The sequence below is a fragment of the Rhodanobacter sp. FW510-R10 genome (assembly GCF_058781105.1).
The window spans coordinates 143,114-161,393 of sequence record NZ_JBYSWL010000002.1; the positions used below are offsets into that span (position 1 = coordinate 143,114).

The window sequence follows — 18,280 nt, forward strand, 5'->3', positions numbered from 1 at the left end:
AACGTGTAGGCGGATCGACACTGATGTTCCTTGCTTTGTTGTCGCCGAATGTACGTGCGGCGATCGGGGCAGATCACATCATCGTGCCGCCCGAGGTCAGCGTCTTACCGGTACGTAACACCCTCATGGATGCGCTGCCCGGCGATTCGGACTGGGCACAGTCGGCGGGGATCGAACTCACGCAACAAGATCCGCGTCCGGGCCTACCGACGCCCTACCGCACGACGGTGCGGGTGCTGAAGGATCGCACGCATCTGTATCTGTGGATCGACAGCGTCGATCCGGAGTTTGGCAAGCGTTCCGTGCACACGCTGGAGCGCGACAGCGACCAGACCAACGACGATCACGTCACGGTGGTGCTGGACACCTTCGGCAACCACCGGGTCGGCTACGTGTTTCAGGTCAATGCGGGTGGCGCGCGGACCGATGGATTGATCTCTCCCGCATCGCCGGACCCGAACTATGACTGGGATGGGATCTGGCGGGCGAAGGTTCGGCAAACGGCGGACGGCTGGCGCGCCGAGATCGCGATCGACACACGCAGTCTGCAATTTCGCAAGGGTCTGGATCGCTGGGGTCTCAATGTGCAGCGTTACGTGCCGCGTGCCCAGCTCAGCCTGCAATGGGCCAGCATCACTCTCAACAGTTTGATCTTCGATCTTTCCCGCATGGGCGTCCTGAACGGGACCCGCGGCCTTGAACAGGGTCATGGCCTGGAAGTATCGCCCTACGTGCTGATGAATCACGACAGCCTCGGTAACCGCCAATCGGCACAAATCGGCGGCGATGTGCGCTACAACCTGACCCCCGAACTGGCGGCCATCGTCACGGTCAATCCCGACTTCGCCGAGGCCGAGGCCGATGCCCAGCAAATCAACCTGACCCGTTTTTCCTTGTCGCTGCCGGAGAAGCGCCGCTTCTTCCTGGAAGGCTCGAACCAGTTCAACTTTGCCGCCGGACTCAGCCAGACTGGTGACCTCACCAGCACGTTCATTCCGTTTTACTCGCGTCGCGTCGGCCTGCTGAACGGCGAAACGGTGCGCCTGGACGAAGGCGTCAAGCTTATCGGCCAAACCGGCCCGTGGTCGATCGGTGCGCTGGATGTGCAAACCGGCCCGTCGGGCCTCGATGGCCGCCCGATCAACTTGTTCGTCGGGCGCCTGACCTACGACGTCGATGACCATTTGCGCGTCGGTACGCTGGTGACACGCGGCGATCCGACCGGACAGACCCATAATCTCTTTGCGGGCGTCGATGCGGTCTGGCATACGGCCACCTTTCGTGGCGACAAGAACCTGACGCTTTCGGGTTGGGCGGCGCGTACGCAAGACGATGGTCTGCAAGGACGGCATTCGGGTTGGGGCGTCTACGCGCAGTACCCCAATGACCTGTGGAACTGGAATGCCAGCGTCAATGTGTTCGGTGATGCTCTCAACCCGGCGTTGGGTTTCCTGCCACGCCCGGGCACGCACCAGTACGACGTGTATATCGACTACCGGCCGCGTCCCACCAGCGACGCACTCAACTGGGCGCGACAGTTTTTCTACCAATTCGAAGTGCAGCAGATCGACGACCTGCATGGCACCACGCAGACCCGGCGCATTTTCACCGCCCCGTTCAATGTCGACGCCGAATCCGGCGAGCACTACGAGTTCGACTGGATTCCGGATTACGAGGCGCTGACCGAACCGTTCGAGATCGTCGATGGCGTGACCTTGCCGGCGGGCCGCTACCACTTCAATCGCTATCGTGTCGAAACGCAATCGTCCGATGCGCGGCCGTGGCGCATCGGCAGCGTGGTGGAACTGGGCGACTTCTACGGCGGACGGCTGACGCAATACATGCCGTTCGTGGATTGGACGGCACGGGAAGGAAAACTACGCTTCGAGTTGCAGAATGAAACGGATGTCGGTCGCTTGCCGCAAGGCCGGTTCATCCAGCGGCTCTACCAACTCAAGCTGAGTTACTCCTTCAGCCCCGACCTCATCGTGTCCAGCTTTACCCAGTACGACTCGGGACAAGGCCATGTCGGCCTCAACGCGCGTCTGCACTGGATCGTCGCACCCGGGCGGGATTTCTATCTGGTCTTCAATCACGGGGTGGAAACCTCGCCGACCAATCCGATCGCACGCTACGCGCCCATCTCGAACGCCGTGATTGCCAAGTTGCGCTGGGACTTTCGTTCGTAATACACGCAAGAGGTATCGCCATGTCCGATTCCACGTCGCCCGCCTTTGCGGGCCAGCATGTACTGCAACCGCTGCCCTTCGATCCGCGCGCGCTTATCGGTCTCTCGGAGCGGTTGATCGTCTCGCATCACGAGAACAATTACGGTGGGGCGGTGCGCAACCTCAATACCCTGGAGAAGCAGCTGGCGCAGGTCAGCAAGGACACGCCTGCGTTTGTCGTCGGCGGCCTGCGCCAGCACGAGCTGATGTATCGCAACTCGATGACGTTGCACGAAGCGTATTTCGGCAACCTGGGGGGCGATGGTCGCGCTACCGGCGATATCGCTGCGGCCATCTCGGCCACGTACGGCGGCATGGATGCCTGGGAAACCCATTTCCGCCTTACCGGCGCGAGCCTTGGCGGCGGTAGTGGCTGGGTGATCCTGGCGTTCGAACTGATGACCGGTGAGCTGCGCACGGTCTGGTCGGGCCACCACACACAGATACTCGCGACCGCGTTGCCTCTGCTGGTCATGGACATGTACGAGCACTCCTACCAGATGGACTATGGTGCGGCGGCGCTGAAATACATCGACGCATTCCTTGCCAACGTCCAGTGGAACGAGGTCGATCGCCGCTTCGGGCAGGCTCAGGCGCTGCATCGCGCCCTTGCCGAAGTGGCACGCTCGTGAGAAGGCCATGACCGTCACCACACCGCCGCAGTATGTCAGCCTCGCACAGGCCACCCGGGTATGGGCGAAGATCGGCTGGCTGAGCTTCGGTGGCCCGGCCGGCCAGATCGCCGTGATGCACCGCGAACTGGTCGAACAGCGACGCTGGATCAGCGAGCCGAGGTTCCTGCATGCCCTCAACTACTGCATGTTGCTGCCGGGTCCCGAGGCGGCCCAACTGGCCATCTATATCGGCTGGCTATTGCATCGCACGGTCGGTGGTCTTATCGCCGGCTGCCTGTTCGTGCTCCCCGGCGTACTAGTGCTGTCCGGCCTGAGTGTGCTGTATGCCTTCGTGGGCCAGGTGGCGATGGTGGTGGCTGTCTTCTTCGGATTGAAGGCCGCGGTGTTGGCGGTAGTCGTTGAAGCAGTGCTTCGCATCGCGCGACGCGCCCTGAAAGGTCACTTCTTCGTCGGCATCGCGGCTGCGGCCTTCCTGGCCATTCACGTGTTCCGGCTGTCGTTCCCGTTGATCATCGCAGGAGCGGCGGTGTTGGGCATCGGGGCGCGGCGGTGGTTCCCACAGTGGTTCCCGGCCGAAGCCACGGCCGCGGAGCTGGCCGGTGATGGTTACCTGATCGACCAGTTGATGCTGCGCGGCGAATTGGTCCATACCAAGCCGTCACGAACACGAGCGTTGCGCACGGCCGGGATCGGCCTGGCGCTGTGGGCTGCGCCGGTGCTGGCCGTCGTGATCCTGTTTGGTCACACCAGCGTGCTCGCCCGCGAGGGTTTGCTCTTCAGCGAAACCGCCGTGGTGACCTTCGGCGGGGCCTATGCGGTGCTGGCCTACGTCGCCCAGCGTGTGGTGACCGACTACGGTTGGCTGTCGCCAGCGCAGATGCTCGACGGGCTGGCACTGGCGGAAACCACGCCGGGGCCACTGATCATGGTGGTGCAATTCGTGGCTTTCATGGCGGCGTTCCAGCACCAGAGCGGCATGTCTCCCTGGGTTGCCGGCATGCTCGGCTCGCTGCTGACCGTCTGGGTGATCTTCGTGCCGTGCTTCTTGTTTATCTTCCTCGGTGGTCCCTACATTGAGGCGCTGCGTGGGAACCGGGTACTGAATTCGGCGCTGAGTGCCGTGACGGCCGCCGTGGTGGGTGTGGTGCTGAACCTGTCGGTGTGGTTTGCGGAGCACACCATCTTCGGCACTGTGCGAACGCTGAATGCCGGGCCTATTCACCTCGATTTGCCTCAGCTGTCCACGCTAAACCCCGCCGCCTTGGTGCTTGCCGCCGGAGCCATGATCGCCATGCTTCGCTACCGCGTCGGCATGGCATGGACGCTCGGCGTCTGTGGCTGCCTTGGGGCGGCACTCCGGCTGATCCAAGGTTGATTATATGTGCGGATGAGGTAGGCCCTGGGGATCAGTCATAGGACGTCTCCTTGGGATGCCGTTGCCTCCTGGCGCGTTTTTGTGGTGCTGGCATGCCGTGCATCCTCTTCGGCGTGAATGTAGATCGACGTGGTGCCAATGGAACTGTGGCGCAGGTTCTGCTGGATGTGATGAATCGGGGTGCCGTCCTCGGCCTGATGCGTGGCGGCTGTGTGCCGTAACCAATGTGTTGATGCCCGCCGCACACGCGTGGCTTTGGCACCATCCTCCTTTTGCAGCGTCTCGGCCACGCGCCGAAAGGCGCCCTTGACGATCTGGTAAACCGAGGTGGACGTCAACGGGAAAGGCCTTCCGGCGATACCCAGAATGACGGGAGTTTTGCCGTCGCCGGCAGGTGCGGATGGCAGCCCATAAAAGCGCCGGTAACGTGCGAAATCCTCCATGAGCCCATCGCTGAGGGGAATCGTGCCCTCGACGCCGCCTTTGCCCACGATGCGCAGCCACCACCGTCCGCGGATATGTTGGAAGTCACTTTCGCTGGCGGCCGCCGCTTCGGCGGCTCGCAGTGCGGTTTCATAGAGGAAGCGAAGGATCCACCGAACGCGTTCGTAGCGCTGCCTTTCCCGTGCGGTTGTCTGTGGCCAGCCGTCGACGATGCGTAGGACTTCCTCCCAGAGGATACGATCGAGGTAGCGTTCGATCGTGCGACGGGTTCCGCGTCTTGCCCGTCGTCGCTGCAACACAAACGGACTGCCGGCGAGATAGCCGGCGCGCACGAGGTAGTTGAACAGTCCGGCAAGAATGCCGAGCGCCTGACGCCGGCTACGTTCGGCCAATGGACCGACAAACAATCGTCGATGCTCGCCGTGACGCGCCAGGCCGGCGTCGCACCAGGTAGTGGGTGGCTCGGCCAGGAAGGCTTCGTAGGCGATCACGTCCTCGCGAGTAAGGCTCGACACCGGCTTGTTACGTAACTGGGTGGCCCAGAGCACCAACCGCGTGGCCTCCTTGCGGTAGCTGCGGAAGGTATGCGGCGAGTCGTGATATTCCGCCAGCCACAGACCGATCGCGGCCACATCGTCATCGGCCGCGATTTGGCGCACCACGCTCGTCGGCGCGCGATTGGTGCCGACGCATCCAGACAGGGCGGGTGAAAGGGTATGGGGCAGCGCCACAAGGCTCAAGTCGGGCTCAGTCATGCTTTCCGATGTCCGGCATCGCGGGAAAAGCAGCGTACTGCCAAAAGACTTTCGATTATAGGAGTTATCGTAAATTTCCTGGATTAATCGTTACATATATAACGTAATACTATGATATACACAGCTCTTATCTTCGAAATTGACCCTCTGAGCGACTGGAACTACCCATGAGCCGTGTCAGCGATACCCGTCAACGTACCCGTGAAGCCGCCGCCCAGCTCGTTGCCAGCGCGAAACGGCCGCACGAAATCACCGTCGACCAGATCTATGCCGTCATCCAGCAGGGCAGTCGAACCACCATCAATGATGAGTTGAAGTTGTGGAAGAACGAGCGAACGAAGGTCGACGCGCTCGGTGCCGACTTGCCACCGGCAGTGGCCGATGTCATGCGCTCGTTATGGGTTGCTGCCGTGGAACAGGGGGAGCGGACCTTTGCCGAACAGCGAGAGGCATTGGAAGGCGAGCTGAGCTCAATCCGCGTAGAGCGCGAGGAAGCAACAGCATCGCGCGATGCCGCGATCGTCGACGGACAGAAGCAAGCGCAGCAGGTGGCACAGCTCGGCGAGCAGCTGGCCGAACTGCAGCAGCAGCTGGTCAGTGAGAGTGCCACCAAAAATGATGCACTTGGCCAGGTCCACGCGTTGCAGCATGAAATCACCAGCCTGCGTACCGAGTCCATGCGCCAACAGGAAGTGGCGGGAGCGGTCCAAGAGAAGCAGACCAACGAATTTCAGGCTCGTCTTGCCGAGCGTGACTTAGCCTTTCAGACCGAACTCAGCACCGCTACCCAGCGACTAGAAGCGGCACAGGACCACATGCTCCGGCAGATCGATGAAGCACGCGAAGGACAACGCCACGCCGAAAGAGCGCTGGCCAAGGCTCAGCGGCGGCATGAGGAGCAGCAAACGGAGCTTACCGAATTGCGTTTGCGCCACCGCGAACAGCTTCAAAAGCTCGAACAACAACGCGCACAGATCGAAGCCCTCACGACCGAACGGCAGACCTTGACGCATCAGGTGCAGTCAAATCGCGGGCAAATCGACGGGATGGAACTGGCCTTGCAGTTGCTGGCTGCCAAGCCACCGGGTACAAAGAAAGGTACCGGCGATACGCGCAAACCTGCCGAGCGAAAGAGACATATGGACTCCAAGAAGAGCGCCAAGGGACAGTGACGAGGAGACTTTATCAAGGCGCGGCTTCAGCGCTCCGGGAGTTGTTCAGCGTAAGCCGCGGGTTCCGTAACCCACATCGCCATGTTGATCGGGTGACAGCATGTTCGGCGATTTCGATGTGCAGCCGCGATTAGCAGCAATTCTTCGATGTTACTAATTTTAGCTGAGTTCAGCTAATTCAATGAAAACATAATCTTAGACGCTACGTGAGCGTTTTCGCAGAAAACTCGGCCAAGCCTCGTCTGGGTCCGACCGTGGATCAGCCGGTGCCAGACGACTTGCTCGTCGTCACCTCATCAGGTCGTCCGAGGCCATCGTCCAGGTGATCAATCGTGGCGAGCGCATTACAGGTGCAAATTATTTCCTCTATATCCGCTTCAAAACAGTTACTTAGCTGTGTTTCTGCGAAAATTTCCAGAATCCCGGCCATACCTCCATCCGGTCAGTACAGCGAGCAGACCGCCGGCGTACCACCGCCGTGATTCACGCCGCGCCCAGTCATTCCACAGTGGACCCAGTAACCAGGGAAAGGCGACGTGCAACAGCATCACCGGGCCTTTGGTAAGCAACCCCACGCCGATCGCCAGTGCGAATCCGATGAAACAAGGCGCTTCACGACGCGAGCTCGGGGCAAGACTGACCAAGGCACCAAGAACACTGGCGGCAAGCAGCACTTCGTACATGGTTTGCAGGCCGAACAAGAACGCATAGCTGAAGGCGAATAACACCCATGGAGTCGTTCGCGCGACCGCCGCGCGTTCGGGGAACAAACGATGTGCGAGCACGGTGGCAAGCACCAACTCGACAGCCCCCATCAAAACTTCGAGCACACGGGGCCAGACGTCGCCCACGCCTCCGACAGCCCATCCCACATGAATCAGCCAGAACAGCATGGGCGGTTTGTCGCTGTAAGGCGCGCCGTTGAGGGATGGCACGATGAAGCTGTGCCGATGCCACATGTCCCACGCCACCGCGAGCGTACGGGTGGAATACATCGGCATCGGGCCGTGCATGAAGATCGCGACCAACGCGACAGCCATCCACAGGGGGAGCCAGGGCCACAGCATGCGCAGCGCGTCGAAACGGTTTGAACGGAATGACATAAGACAACCAGCTAAGGATGCTCTGATTTATTCCCGATCTGCGGCATCATAGCGACAGACCTCAGGAAGCACCCGTCGATGAAGCAACGTTCCTTTGCCTCGCTCAGTTTCGAGTCCAAGAAGAAGCCGACGCGGCGGGAGAAATTTCTTGGAGAGATGGACAAGGTGGTGCCGTGGGAAGCGCTGTTGGCGTTGATCGCACCCGCCTATCCGACGTCTGGCCGACGTGGCCGACCGCCCATGCCAGCAGCGACCATGCTGCGCATCCACTTCATGCAGCAATGGTATGCGCTGAGCGATCCTGCGATGGAAGACGCGCTGTATGAGATCGAGTCAATGCGGCGCTTCGCTGGGTTGGAGTTGAACGAGGAGGCGATCCCGGATGAGACAACGATTCTCAAATTCCGCCGGTTTCTGGAACAGCACGGCTTGGCGGTTCGGATTCTCGAAACGGTGAACTCCTACCTCGGTAAACAGGGCTTGCTCTTGCGTCAGGGCACTATCGTGGATGCCACGATCATCCAGGCTCCGTCGTCGACGAAGAACCGCGACAAGCAGCGCGACCCCGAAATGCATCAGACGAAGAAAGGCCAGCAGTGGTACTTCGGCATGAAAGCGCACATCGGAGTGGACGTTGAATCGGGCTTGGTGCACACGGTGACCACCACACCAGCAAACGTGGGTGACGTGACGGAAGTAGACAAGCTGCTGCACGGCAAAGAGAAGACGGTGTACGCCGATGCCGGTTACCAGGGTGCCGAGAAGCGAGCAGCCAAGCGCGGTCGCACTTGGTACATCGCTGCCAAACGCGGCAGCGTCAAGGCGATGCCCGAAGGTGAGTTGAAGGAAGCGGTGAAGCACACCGAACACATGAAGGCAGCGGTTCGTTCCAAGGTAGAGCACCCGTTCCGGGTGGTGAAGCGCCAGTTCGGCTATCAAAAAGTGCGTTTCAAGGGACTATTCAAGAACACCGCGCAGGTACTGACGTTGTTCGCACTCTCAAATCTTTGGATGGCACGGCGAACGTTGCTGACTTCCGTAGGGGAGGTGCGCCCGTGAGGCACCCAATCATGGTGATTCGGCGCAAAACGGCACCGTGACAGTGCTGGAACTGCTCAAAAGTCATCTTTCTATGTAACAAGACCGGAAGTTTTGGCACGGCCGTCTGGACGGCTGTTTCGAACTTCATTGATCAGAGCATCCCTAATGGGAGACATGGTGCGGCGGAAAATGCGCACCAAAGTGCACTACATCGACCGAACGCATTCGGTCGATGCAATTACCGTATCAGTGGCTGTGAAACACCAGCTTTGACTGGACGACATAGGAAATCAAAGCGCCCGTGATTCCTGCAATGAGAAAGATCAGACCTCCCGACAATCCCATGGTTGTCCCCCATGCGGTGAGCCCCGAAACGAGTGCCGCATTGCCCAGCTGGAGCGCCGCATAGCGTGGGAGTGCCTGTCGCTTCGGCGCATCACTTTGAAATGTAAGCCGGCGCTGCATCCAGAATGTCGGCGGAATGGGCAGTAACGTTCCGCAGATCGCTGAAACGACCTCGCCGACGTGAAACACATAATGCAAGACCATCGAAATGCACAGATAGAGCAGGAATCCAGTACCGCCCGCGAGGAAGAAGAAAAAGGTTCGGCGGACGCCCTCATTCAAGGCGATCGATCTGATAGACATGCTTGAATAACTCATTGAGTGTTGACGCGACGAGAGAGCAGTCGCATGTTTGCTGGAGATAGCCGATTGAATAAGCACGCTGTCCATCCTTCAGATAGTTGCCGCACGCCGTGTCGGCAAGATCACCCACAACAGTACCGCGCTCACGATGGCCAGGACGCCGAACGCCCCGAACGCGGTACCTGCGGTGGACTGCTGCCAAATGACGCCGAACATCAACCCGGCAGGGATGGCTCCCAACCCCGAAATCATCGTGAACCACCCGAAGGCGGTACCGCGGTCAGCTTCCGTCGCCAAGGTGCTGACCAGCGTTTTTTCCGCGCCTTCGCCGACGCCGCTGAGCAACGCATAGACGATCACGACGATCCACAGGCCCAGGATATTTTCCACGAACGCGAACAGCAGCAAGCCCACGCCGTAGGCCAACCAGGTGAAGGTCACGACCCCGACTTTGTTGAAACGGTCGGAAACCTTTCCGGCACGCCAGGCGACCCCTGCTTGCACAGCGCACAACACGGCCCAAAGCAGAAGCACCTGGACATTGCCCATACCGATTTCGTGAGCACGTAACAGAATGAAACTCTCCGACGCACTGGCGAAGGCAAAAAGCATGAAGACGGTCAGGAAACGCCGCGATGGAACGGTCAACGCACGCCAGCGCAAAGGCGCTGGCGCCGTTCCTGGCTTGATCGTTTTCGCCGGCACATCCTTGACGAGAGTCATCAAAACCACCAGCGCGAGGGCCGCGGGAATGGCCGATAGCATGATGACCACGCTGATGCGATGGCTGATCCACAGCAATGCCGCCGCAGCGATCAGGCTGCCGCCGACCGCGCCGGCGTAATCAAAGGCGCGATTGATGCCGTACGCATACCCCCGCAATGCCGCCGGCGTGGCATCGGCCACCAACGCATCGCGGGGGGCACCACGCACCCCCTTGCCGACGCGGTCGAGACTGCGCAGCAACAGCACCATCGGCCAGTTGAGCGCCAGTCCCACGAGCGGTCGCGCGATGCTCGACAGACCATAGCCCATGATGACGAAGATCTTGCGCCGGCGCCCACGCACATCTGAGCGACGACCGGCCCACAAACGAAACCCGCTGGCGACCGCATCCGCCACGCCATCGACGAGGCCCATCGCCACCGGACCCGCACCCAACGTCGTGACCAGCAACAGCGGGATCAGCGGTGCAACGATCTGCGACGACAGTTCGTTGAGAAAGCTCACGACGCCGAGCACGATGACGGTCTTGGAAACGGTTGGCCTCATCGTTCGCGTTCAACGAACGGGATGGGGTCCCATGGGTCCCTCTTTCCCGAGTCAGCGGCGGTCTGTGACGTATCGGGGCGGCCGTCATGCATGGTTGGAGTCCGCAAAGGTGAGCGTCAACGGCTCACCGGGCTGCTGTGGCCAGCGCACCGTCCATCCCAACCGTTCGCATAGACGACTGATCAAGGTCAACCCGAAGCCATTGTCGGACCGCTGTTGGTCGACATTCGGCGGCGTCTTCTCACCAGCCTCCGGCCAGGGGCTGAGTTCGATGCCCGCGGAGGTAATGGCAACGGATACCGCGGCCCCATTCGAAAGTTCGACCGCTCGGCGTAGCAATTGCCCAAACACCAACGATGCGGCACGTGGGGGAGCCAGCACGGTGACGCTGGCATCGCCGTGCAATTTCACCGACGTCGACGTGGCCTGCATCTGCTCGTCGACGAGGTGTTGCCATATGGCCCACACCGGAACAGGTTCGGCAACGATCGCCATGTCCGTCTCGTGACGGGCCAAGTAAAGCAGTGCATCGAGCAGATCGGTCAATTCAGTGGTACGCCGCCGCACCCGCTCGATGGCACGTTGGCCGGGAAGGCTTACCGTGGGGTCTTCCGCCAGTAGATCGACGCTTGCCTGTATCACCGACAGCGGTGAACGCAATTCATGACTGGTGTCTGCGGTGAACTCCCGTTCGCGCGTCAGGAACGCATCCAAACGTGCCTGGTAGTGCTCGAAGGCGACCGCCAATGCACCGACCTCGTCATTGGCGAAGTGGGTACGAAGCCGGTTATCACGACGGGGCGGCGCCGATGCCTCGACCCATTGCGCCAGTCGCTGAACCGGGGCAATCAGCCGACCGGCCAGGAGAAGGCCCAGCGCGCCTGAGACTAGCGTGCCGATCAGGATGACACCGGCCATCAACCAGCGCAGGAAAACTTCGCGCTGGGCGATGTCGCTCAGATCGATGACGAAGTACAGCCGCTGTGCGCCGTCGTCCGAGACGGCGACATAGGTTTCCCGATTCCCTTCGCGATCCAGTATGTGTGTCCCCGGTGGCAGGCCGGCCATTTCTGCGGGTACATCATGGCGATCGCTCACTCGGCTCACATACGCATAGATCCGCTGCGAGGCTGGTAGGGGCGTACTGGGTTGAATGTGAAGGTGTGCGATCAGGTTGCTGGTTTCGACCTGCAGCAACTCCGTCATCAGGATGCGTTCGAAGTCGGCCATCGAGGTGAGGGCCACGGCGGCGAACAAGCTGGACAACACCACGCCGAAGGCGAGGAACGCCAAGATAATCCGGGTGCGGAGAGTGAATCTAGGACGCATCGTCATCCGCCAAACGGTAGCCGATACCATGCACGCTGTGCAGTAGGGGTTTCTCGAAGGGTTTGTCGATCGCTTGCCGCAGGGCATGCAGGTGCGTGCGCATGGCATTGGGGTCACCCACCGCCTCGCCCCACAGCGCCCGTGCCAAATCCGCATGGCTCACCACGAGCGGCGAGCGACGCATCAACACCTCCAGCAGGCGCAGGCCGGCACGGGTCACCGTGACGGAAACACCCCCACGGCGAACCCGAAAACGAGCGGCATCGTATTCGAGATCAGCGACCTGCAGGGGCGCACCGAGCAGGGGCTGCACGCGTCGATGCAGCGCATGCAGCCGCGCCACCAGTTCCTTCATAGCGAACGGTTTGACCAGGTAATCGTCCGCACCCTCGGCGAAACCGCGCAGCTTGTCGTCCAGGGTCTCGCGGGCCGTCAACATCAACACCGGCATGTCGTGCTGGGCAGCGCGCAGATGACGGCAGACCTCCAGGCCATCCAGACGTGGCAGCCCCAGATCCAGCACGATCAGATCGTGCGTGCCCGTCAACGCCAGACGCAACCCGGTCATGCCGTCGTAGGCATGATCCACCGCGAAACCATGCAACTCCAGGTAATCCCACAGAGTGGTGGCCAAGTCGCGATTGTCTTCGATGAGCAGCACGCGCAACATGATCGTTAGGCCACCGCGGGGTTGGCGTCTTCCGGCGTATCGCGCTGGAAACGACCGTAACGCAGGGCCAGCGTGGGCAGCACCAGCAGATTGAGCGCCGTGCTGGTAACCAGCCCGCCGAGAATGACCAGCGCCATCGGTCCCTCGATCTCGCGACCCGGAGCACCACTGCCAATCGCCAGTGGAAGCAGCCCCAAGGCGGTGACCAGCGCCGTCATCAAAATGGGCGAGAGGCGTTCTTGCGCGCCGCGCAGGGCGGCCTCCGGCCCCCAGGTCATGCCTTCGACGTTGACCAGATGGTCGTAGTGCGACAGCAGCATGATCGAGTTGCGCAAGGTGATGCCAAACAGGGTGACGAAGCCCACCATCGAGCCGATGGAAAGGCCGCCGCCGGTGGCGAACACCGCCAGCACGCCGCCGACCAGCGCGAACGGCAGGTTGGCCAGCACCAGCAACAAACTGCGCATGCTGCCGAGCACCATGAACAACAACAAGACGATGGCGACACCGGCGATCAGTGAGTTGATCAGCAGATCATGCGTGGACTGGCTCTGCGCCGCCGCTGCACCACCAAACTCCACGTAGCTGCCGGGCGGCAGCGCGACCTTGGCGGCAATCTGTTGTTTGGCGGCGGCGACAAAGGCCGACACGTTGCCCCCGCTCACATTGGCGGTCACGGTCTGCACGCGTCGGGCGCCGTCGTGCAACACGACGTAGCGCCCCGCATCTTCGTAGATGTCGGCCAGTTCCTTCAGCGGGACATACGTGCCGGCGGCGTTGCGTATCGGCAATGCCCCCACTTCGGCCACCTTTCCGCGTTGTTGAGGCGCGAGGATGACTGAGACATTGAACACGCGGTTACCGTCGTAGACCTGACCGACCTGGTCGCCTTGATACGCGGTGCGGATGGCATCGAGCACTGTCACGGCATCGAACCCCCAGCGGGCCAACGCTTGTTTGCGCAGGCGCACCACCAACTGCGGCGTCCCCGGCGGTGACTGCACCTGGACATCCGCTGCGCCAGGCAGCTGCCCCAGAATTTTCGCGACGTCCGCCGCCTTGGTGTCGAGTGTGTCCAGGTCGTTGCCGTAGATATTGACCGCCACGGCGGCGGTAAAGCCCGACAGGGTTTCTTCGACACGTTCCGTCAGGAAGGTCTTGACCGCAAAGTTGACGCCGGGAAACGGTGCCAGCGCCTTGCGAATATCCGAGACGGCCGCTTCGGCGGCATCGCCGCTGAGAGGTTTGAGATCGACGTTGAATTCGCTGTATTGCGTGCCCCACGTGTCATCCGCCTTTTCGGCACGTCCCGCGTTCTGCGCCACCGAACGAACGAAGGGCAGCTTCAGCAGCGCGGCAGTCACATGGTTGCCGATACGGATCGACTCCTGCAGCGAGGTTCCCGGCACCGCCGACATGTGGACGATGAAATGGCCCTCACGCAGCTCCGGCAGAAAGCCGCCCCCGAAGAACGGCAGCGCCGCCACCGCCATCAGCGTCAGCACGAGGACCACGGTCATGACCGCACGGTAGCTGGTCTCTACCCGCAACAGCACGCCGCGATACCGGTCCTTGGTCCAACGCACCAAGGGAGCCTCGCGTTCCGGCAACGGGCGGTTGGCCAACAGCAAGTAGCACAAGGCTGGGGTGACCGTCATGGCCACCAGCAGCGAGGCGAGTGTCGCCAGCACATAGGCAATGCCCAACGGCGCGAACAGACGGCCGGCGATGCCCGACATGGTCAGCACGGGAATGAATACCAGCGCGATCGCCAGCGTCGCATAGACCACCGCGCTGCGCACTTCCAGCGAGGCGTCCAGCAGCACCGCGAAGACGGGACGCGGTACCTCGGCATGGCGATTCTCGCGCAGTCGGCGGTAGATGTTCTCCACCACGATCACCGCATCGTCCACCAGCAAACCGATGGCGATGGCCAATCCACCCAAGGTCATAGTGTTGAGGCTGAAGCCGAAGTATTCCAGCACCGTCACGGCGGCGAGCAGCGACAACGGGATCGCCACCAGCGAGATCGCGGCCGTGCGCAGGTTGTAAAGGAACAGCATCAGCACGATCACGACCAGCACGCCGCCGATCAGCAGCGAGGACTTGATGTTGCCGGTTGCGGTCGTGATGAAATTGGCCGGACGAAACAGATCGGCATGCAGGGTGATGCCCTGCGCGGTCAGACCGGACTTCATGCTGGCCAACGCCTTTTCCACGCTCTGAGTCACGACAAGCGTATTGGCGCCGTATTGCTCGGAAATCACCAGTTGCACAGCCGGATGGCCCATGACCGAGGACGCTCCGATGGGCGGCTCCGGCGCGACGACCACCTGCGCGACATCGCCCAAGGTGACATTGCCGCCCGCCTGATGCCGCACGATGGTACCGGCGATCTCCTGCACGGCGAGCGCCTGACCGTCGCTCTGCAGGACGATGCGCTGATTGGGCGTGTCGATGAAACCGGCACCACGCACCCCCGTGGCCCGCCGCGCCGCCGTCAGGACGTCGTCAACCGCGAGATTGTATTTGAGCAATTGCTCCGGGCGGATCTGGACCTGGTATTCCTTGGTGTCACCGCCGAACACCGCGACCTTCGCGACGCCCGGTACCGCCAGCAACGCCGGTTTCAGCGTCCAGTCGGCCAGCGTGCGCAGCTCCATCAGTGATCGCTTGTCGGAGGTCAGACCGATATCCAGCACCACACTGGTGGAAGAGGTCAGCGGCGACATCACGGGCACCTGCACGCCTTGCGGCAGCTGGGTGGCGAGCGCGCCGAGACGTTCCCCGAGATTCTGCCGATCCCGATAGATGTCGCTGCCCGGATTGAAGGTGATAGTGATCACCGACAAGCCCTGGATCGATTGCGAGCGCAGCGCCTGCAGTCCCGGCAGACCGTTGATCGCGTTCTCGATCGGCTGGGTCGCCAATACCTCCACCTGTTCAGGCGCCAACCCCGGGGCTTCGGTCTGAATCGACACCTGCGGCGGGGCAAATTCAGGAAACACGTCGTACTTGCTGCGCGACAGCGTGAGCGCGCCATAGACGATCAGGATGCCCGCCAGCACCAGCACCACGCCGCGAAACCGCAACGAGAAGCGGACGATCGCCGCCAGCAGACCCGGTGCGTCCTGCCTCATTGCTTGTCTCCGTCTTCACCGACGGCAATGCGTGAACGCTGCTCTTCCGACAGCAGCAGTTGCGCGCCCGTCGCCACGATCGGTTCGCCCCGCGCAAATCCCTGGGCCACGAACCAGCCACCGTCCACCGGGTTGTCGACCGGCAGCGCATGGCGCACAAAACGATCGGGCTGGTTGCGGCTATAGACCCACGAGCGACCCTGCCACCACACCACCGCCGAGCCGGGAATCATCGTTCCCTGGACCACCGTGCCCGAGGGTAGATACGCGGTGATCGCCATGCCAGGCAGGAGACCCTCAGCGGACACGGCATAGAAGAAACTGAGCCCTTGCAAACGGGGGTCCGTGCGTGGCGCGGGCGAGATCAAGGTGGCGGCGTGAAAGTCCCCGTTGACGGTCTGCACGCGCGCCTGGACAGGGGGGGCGAGTGCGGTGACCGCGGGCAGCACCACCTGGACGAGGACTTGCTGGCGGGTGGCCAGACGCGTAAACAACGACGTATTCGCGGCCGCCGCCTTCGCCAGGACGTCGCCCCATTGCTGGCTCGCGGTCTGTTGCGCGGCGGTCAGCGCGGCTTGCGCTGCCCGCGACGCGGCTTGGTCGGCATGCCACACCGCGGCGGCCGCCTGCAAGGCCTTGTCGGAAATGTTCCGTTCGTCACGATGCAACGACTGCAGTCGCTGGTATTCGGCGTGGGAAGCCTGCAGCGCGGCGTCGGCTTTGTCCGCCTGGGCCTGGGCGGCGACGTCGGCGTTGCGCAACGCGATCAGATCCGCCACATCCAGCACCGTACCGAACGTCTGCAGCATCGGACGATGGGCCATGGACTGTGGCGTGACCACGACGATCCCACTCTGCTTTTGATCCGCGGCATCCAGCGTGACCGCCGTCAGATCCTGCACTTGCGAGACGCGCGACGGCGCCTTCACCGGTGTCTCGCGCTGGGCCTCCGTAGCACGCTCCTTCTGGCCGGCCAGGAATCCCCAGACCGCTAGCGCCAGCACGATGGCACCCAGAAGGGCCGCGAGAATGGATTTCTTGTTCATGGCTGGGAATCCTGCATGCGGGGCGCGTTTTCAAGGGTATGAATGTCGGTCGCAAGTGCACCCAAGGGGTGCCGCATGGCATCTTCGAGCGCGCCCAGCGATTGCTGGGCCTGCAGGAGGGTATCGAGACGGGCCAGTTCGGCCGCGGCCAATTCCACCTGGGCGCCGATCAGACTCAACCGATCCGTTTCGCCCGCCCGGTACAGCGCTTCGGCGGAAAGGGATGCCTTGCGTTGGGCCGCCAGCAAGGCATCGGCCGTGGCGAGTTTGCGGACGACCTGGCGATAACCGGCCAGCGCCTGATCGACTTCGCCGATCGCCTGCGCTTGCACGGCAAGAAAGTTGGCGGCCGCTTGCTGACGACGCGCTCGGGCTTCGGCGATCGGGCCCTGATTGTGGTTGAGCAACGGCAGTACCAGTGACAACCCCAACGACCACTTGGCCTGTGCGGCATCCCACAGAAAGCCCGGACCGAGCGTGATGTCGGGATATTGTTTCGCCACTTCGCCTTGCAACGCGGCCTGACTGGCTTCGTAGTCCGCCAGTGCCGCGCGGACGTCGGGTCGATCCCGCAGCGCTTGCCGTCGCACGTCATGCGACGGCAGCGCGCTCAGGGGTGGTACCTGCTCGAACGCCGTCAGCGACAGCGTGATGCCATCAAGCGCACTCACGGGCAGGCCCAGGGCCGAGGCCAACTGCACCCGGTTTTCTGCGAGACGCTTCTGCGCCTCCTGCAGATTCAAGCTGAGCTGGTTGAGCGTGATGCGTGCCTGGGTGAGCTCCGGTTGCGATGCCTCCCCGGTTGCCGTGCGCCGTTCGATCAACCTGACCAGCTCCGCTTGTCGCTCCTGTTGTCGACGCAGCAAGGGCACGGTGGGATACACGCCAAGCAAGCTGCTGCGCACGCGACGGCGTACCTGCCACGCGGTCTCCGCGATATTCAAGCGTGCCGCTTCGGCCAGTTGCTGCGCCTGTCGAATCCGGTCGCCGCGCTTACCTGCCGTCTCGATCGGCACATTGAGCGTCGGGCCCACCGTCCAGGGCCCGACGCCAGCGGGTGCATCGACGTTGTACTGATTGGTGAAATCCAACGTCGGATTCGGACGGGCGCCGGCCGTGATCACCGCCGCCTCGGCAACGCGCCATTTCGCGCGCGCCACATCAAGATCCGGCTGATAGTACAAAGCCACCCACGTGAGGGAGCGCAGATCCCAGGAGGATGGCGTCGTGGTCGTGGTCGGCGTGGCGTCATGGCGTTGCAGAAACACCTGCAGCCCCGGATCGCGCAGCGACCGTTGCTCGAAGGCAGCGACGGTGGTGGCCGGTTCCAGCGGTCGTGGCCGATAGCTTGCGCAGGCGGTCAAACCGAGCGTCAGTCCGATGACCAGGAGGCGTGTAGCGTGCTTATTCATGAATCTTCCG

Annotated in this window: 13 protein-coding genes and 1 pseudogene; 5 read left to right on the forward strand and 9 right to left on the reverse strand. The window is 62.1% G+C overall.

All coding sequences use genetic code 11. The annotated features are described in order from the left end of the window. Positions 1–23: 23 nt before the first annotated feature. The 3 genes from AC3WJB_RS15935 to chrA are packed head-to-tail and all read left to right on the forward strand — an operon-like array spanning position 24 to position 4,238. Entirely contained in the window at positions 24–2,189 is a 2,166-nt protein-coding gene (locus AC3WJB_RS15935) for a carbohydrate binding family 9 domain-containing protein (RefSeq protein ID WP_492681597.1), read from the forward strand. Positions 2,190–2,209: 20 nt separating this feature from the next. Beyond that, complete coding sequence (locus tag AC3WJB_RS15940; protein WP_068098893.1) at positions 2,210–2,860, forward strand: superoxide dismutase; 651 nt, start codon at positions 2,210–2,212, stop codon at positions 2,858–2,860. 7 nt (positions 2,861–2,867) lie between these two features. Beyond that, positions 2,868–4,238 (forward strand): chromate efflux transporter, encoded by a 1,371-nt coding sequence (gene chrA / locus AC3WJB_RS15945; protein WP_068098891.1) that lies wholly within the window; start codon positions 2,868–2,870, stop codon positions 4,236–4,238. A 35-nt stretch (positions 4,239–4,273) separates the two neighbouring features. On the opposite strand, the gene AC3WJB_RS15950 is transcribed toward chrA, so the two are convergent. After that, positions 4,274–5,437 (reverse strand): tyrosine-type recombinase/integrase, encoded by a 1,164-nt coding sequence (locus tag AC3WJB_RS15950; protein WP_068098889.1) that lies wholly within the window; start codon positions 5,435–5,437, stop codon positions 4,274–4,276. Positions 5,438–5,604: 167 nt separating this feature from the next. Between AC3WJB_RS15950 and AC3WJB_RS15955 the strand changes: the two genes are divergently transcribed. After that, positions 5,605–6,609, forward strand: coding sequence for a DNA-binding protein (locus AC3WJB_RS15955; RefSeq protein ID WP_007080828.1), 1,005 nt, complete (start codon positions 5,605–5,607; stop codon positions 6,607–6,609). Between the two features lie 437 nt (positions 6,610–7,046). On the opposite strand, the pseudogene AC3WJB_RS15960 reads toward AC3WJB_RS15955, so the two are convergent. Then, a pseudogene (locus AC3WJB_RS15960) lies at positions 7,047–7,712 on the reverse strand (ArnT family glycosyltransferase); the annotation flags it as partial. A gap of 78 nt (positions 7,713–7,790) precedes the next feature. On the opposite strand from AC3WJB_RS15960, the gene AC3WJB_RS15965 reads away from it, so the two are divergent. Next, entirely contained in the window at positions 7,791–8,771 is a 981-nt protein-coding gene (locus AC3WJB_RS15965; RefSeq protein WP_007509076.1) for an IS5 family transposase, read from the forward strand. A gap of 228 nt (positions 8,772–8,999) precedes the next feature. On the opposite strand, the gene AC3WJB_RS15970 is transcribed toward AC3WJB_RS15965, so the two are convergent. From AC3WJB_RS15970 to AC3WJB_RS16000, 7 genes are all read right to left on the reverse strand, one after another. Further along, positions 9,000–9,401: a GtrA family protein gene (locus tag AC3WJB_RS15970; protein ID WP_007509079.1), complete on the reverse strand. Its 402-nt coding sequence runs from the start codon at positions 9,399–9,401 to the stop codon at positions 9,000–9,002. A 90-nt stretch (positions 9,402–9,491) separates the two neighbouring features. Beyond that, positions 9,492–10,643 carry an MFS transporter gene (locus AC3WJB_RS15975; RefSeq protein ID WP_492683329.1) on the reverse strand — a complete coding sequence of 384 codons (1,152 nt, stop codon included), beginning with the start codon at positions 10,641–10,643 and terminating at the stop codon, positions 9,492–9,494. Between the two features lie 114 nt (positions 10,644–10,757). Then, positions 10,758–11,966, reverse strand: a complete 1,209-nt coding sequence (locus tag AC3WJB_RS15980; RefSeq protein WP_231381761.1) for a sensor histidine kinase — start codon at positions 11,964–11,966, stop codon at positions 10,758–10,760. Positions 11,967–11,991: 25 nt separating this feature from the next. After that, complete coding sequence (locus AC3WJB_RS15985; protein ID WP_007509085.1) at positions 11,992–12,672, reverse strand: response regulator transcription factor; 681 nt, start codon at positions 12,670–12,672, stop codon at positions 11,992–11,994. A gap of 5 nt (positions 12,673–12,677) precedes the next feature. After that, positions 12,678–15,812, reverse strand: a complete 3,135-nt coding sequence (locus AC3WJB_RS15990) for an efflux RND transporter permease subunit (RefSeq protein ID WP_007509087.1) — start codon at positions 15,810–15,812, stop codon at positions 12,678–12,680. Then, the gene (locus AC3WJB_RS15995; RefSeq protein ID WP_007509090.1) at positions 15,809–16,858 is read right to left on the reverse strand and encodes an efflux RND transporter periplasmic adaptor subunit; all 1,050 of its coding nucleotides are present in this window, start codon (positions 16,856–16,858) and stop codon (positions 15,809–15,811) included. Before AC3WJB_RS15995 ends, AC3WJB_RS15990 begins: the two co-directional genes overlap by 4 nt. Then, entirely contained in the window at positions 16,855–18,270 is a 1,416-nt protein-coding gene (locus tag AC3WJB_RS16000) for a TolC family protein (RefSeq protein WP_007509092.1), read from the reverse strand. Before AC3WJB_RS16000 ends, AC3WJB_RS15995 begins: the two co-directional genes overlap by 4 nt. Positions 18,271–18,280: the final 10 nt, after the last annotated feature.

What these genes read in the sequence shown, in the direction of transcription:
- AC3WJB_RS15935 (WP_492681597.1), top strand. Translation starts at nt 24, where the DNA reads ATGTTCCTTGCTTTGTTGTCGCCGAATGTACGTGCGGCGATCGGGGCA.
- AC3WJB_RS15940 (WP_068098893.1), top strand. Translation starts at nt 2,210, where the DNA reads ATGTCCGATTCCACGTCGCCCGCCTTTGCGGGCCAGCATGTACTGCAA.
- chrA (WP_068098891.1), top strand. Translation starts at nt 2,868, where the DNA reads ATGACCGTCACCACACCGCCGCAGTATGTCAGCCTCGCACAGGCCACC.
- AC3WJB_RS15950 (WP_068098889.1), bottom strand. Translation starts at nt 5,437, where the DNA reads ATGACTGAGCCCGACTTGAGCCTTGTGGCGCTGCCCCATACCCTTTCA.
- AC3WJB_RS15955 (WP_007080828.1), top strand. Translation starts at nt 5,605, where the DNA reads ATGAGCCGTGTCAGCGATACCCGTCAACGTACCCGTGAAGCCGCCGCC.
- AC3WJB_RS15965 (WP_007509076.1), top strand. Translation starts at nt 7,791, where the DNA reads ATGAAGCAACGTTCCTTTGCCTCGCTCAGTTTCGAGTCCAAGAAGAAG.
- AC3WJB_RS15970 (WP_007509079.1), bottom strand. Translation starts at nt 9,401, where the DNA reads ATGTCTATCAGATCGATCGCCTTGAATGAGGGCGTCCGCCGAACCTTT.
- AC3WJB_RS15985 (WP_007509085.1), bottom strand. Translation starts at nt 12,672, where the DNA reads ATGTTGCGCGTGCTGCTCATCGAAGACAATCGCGACTTGGCCACCACT.
- AC3WJB_RS15990 (WP_007509087.1), bottom strand. Translation starts at nt 15,812, where the DNA reads ATGAGGCAGGACGCACCGGGTCTGCTGGCGGCGATCGTCCGCTTCTCG.
- AC3WJB_RS15995 (WP_007509090.1), bottom strand. Translation starts at nt 16,858, where the DNA reads ATGAACAAGAAATCCATTCTCGCGGCCCTTCTGGGTGCCATCGTGCTG.
- AC3WJB_RS16000 (WP_007509092.1), bottom strand. Translation starts at nt 18,270, where the DNA reads ATGAATAAGCACGCTACACGCCTCCTGGTCATCGGACTGACGCTCGGT.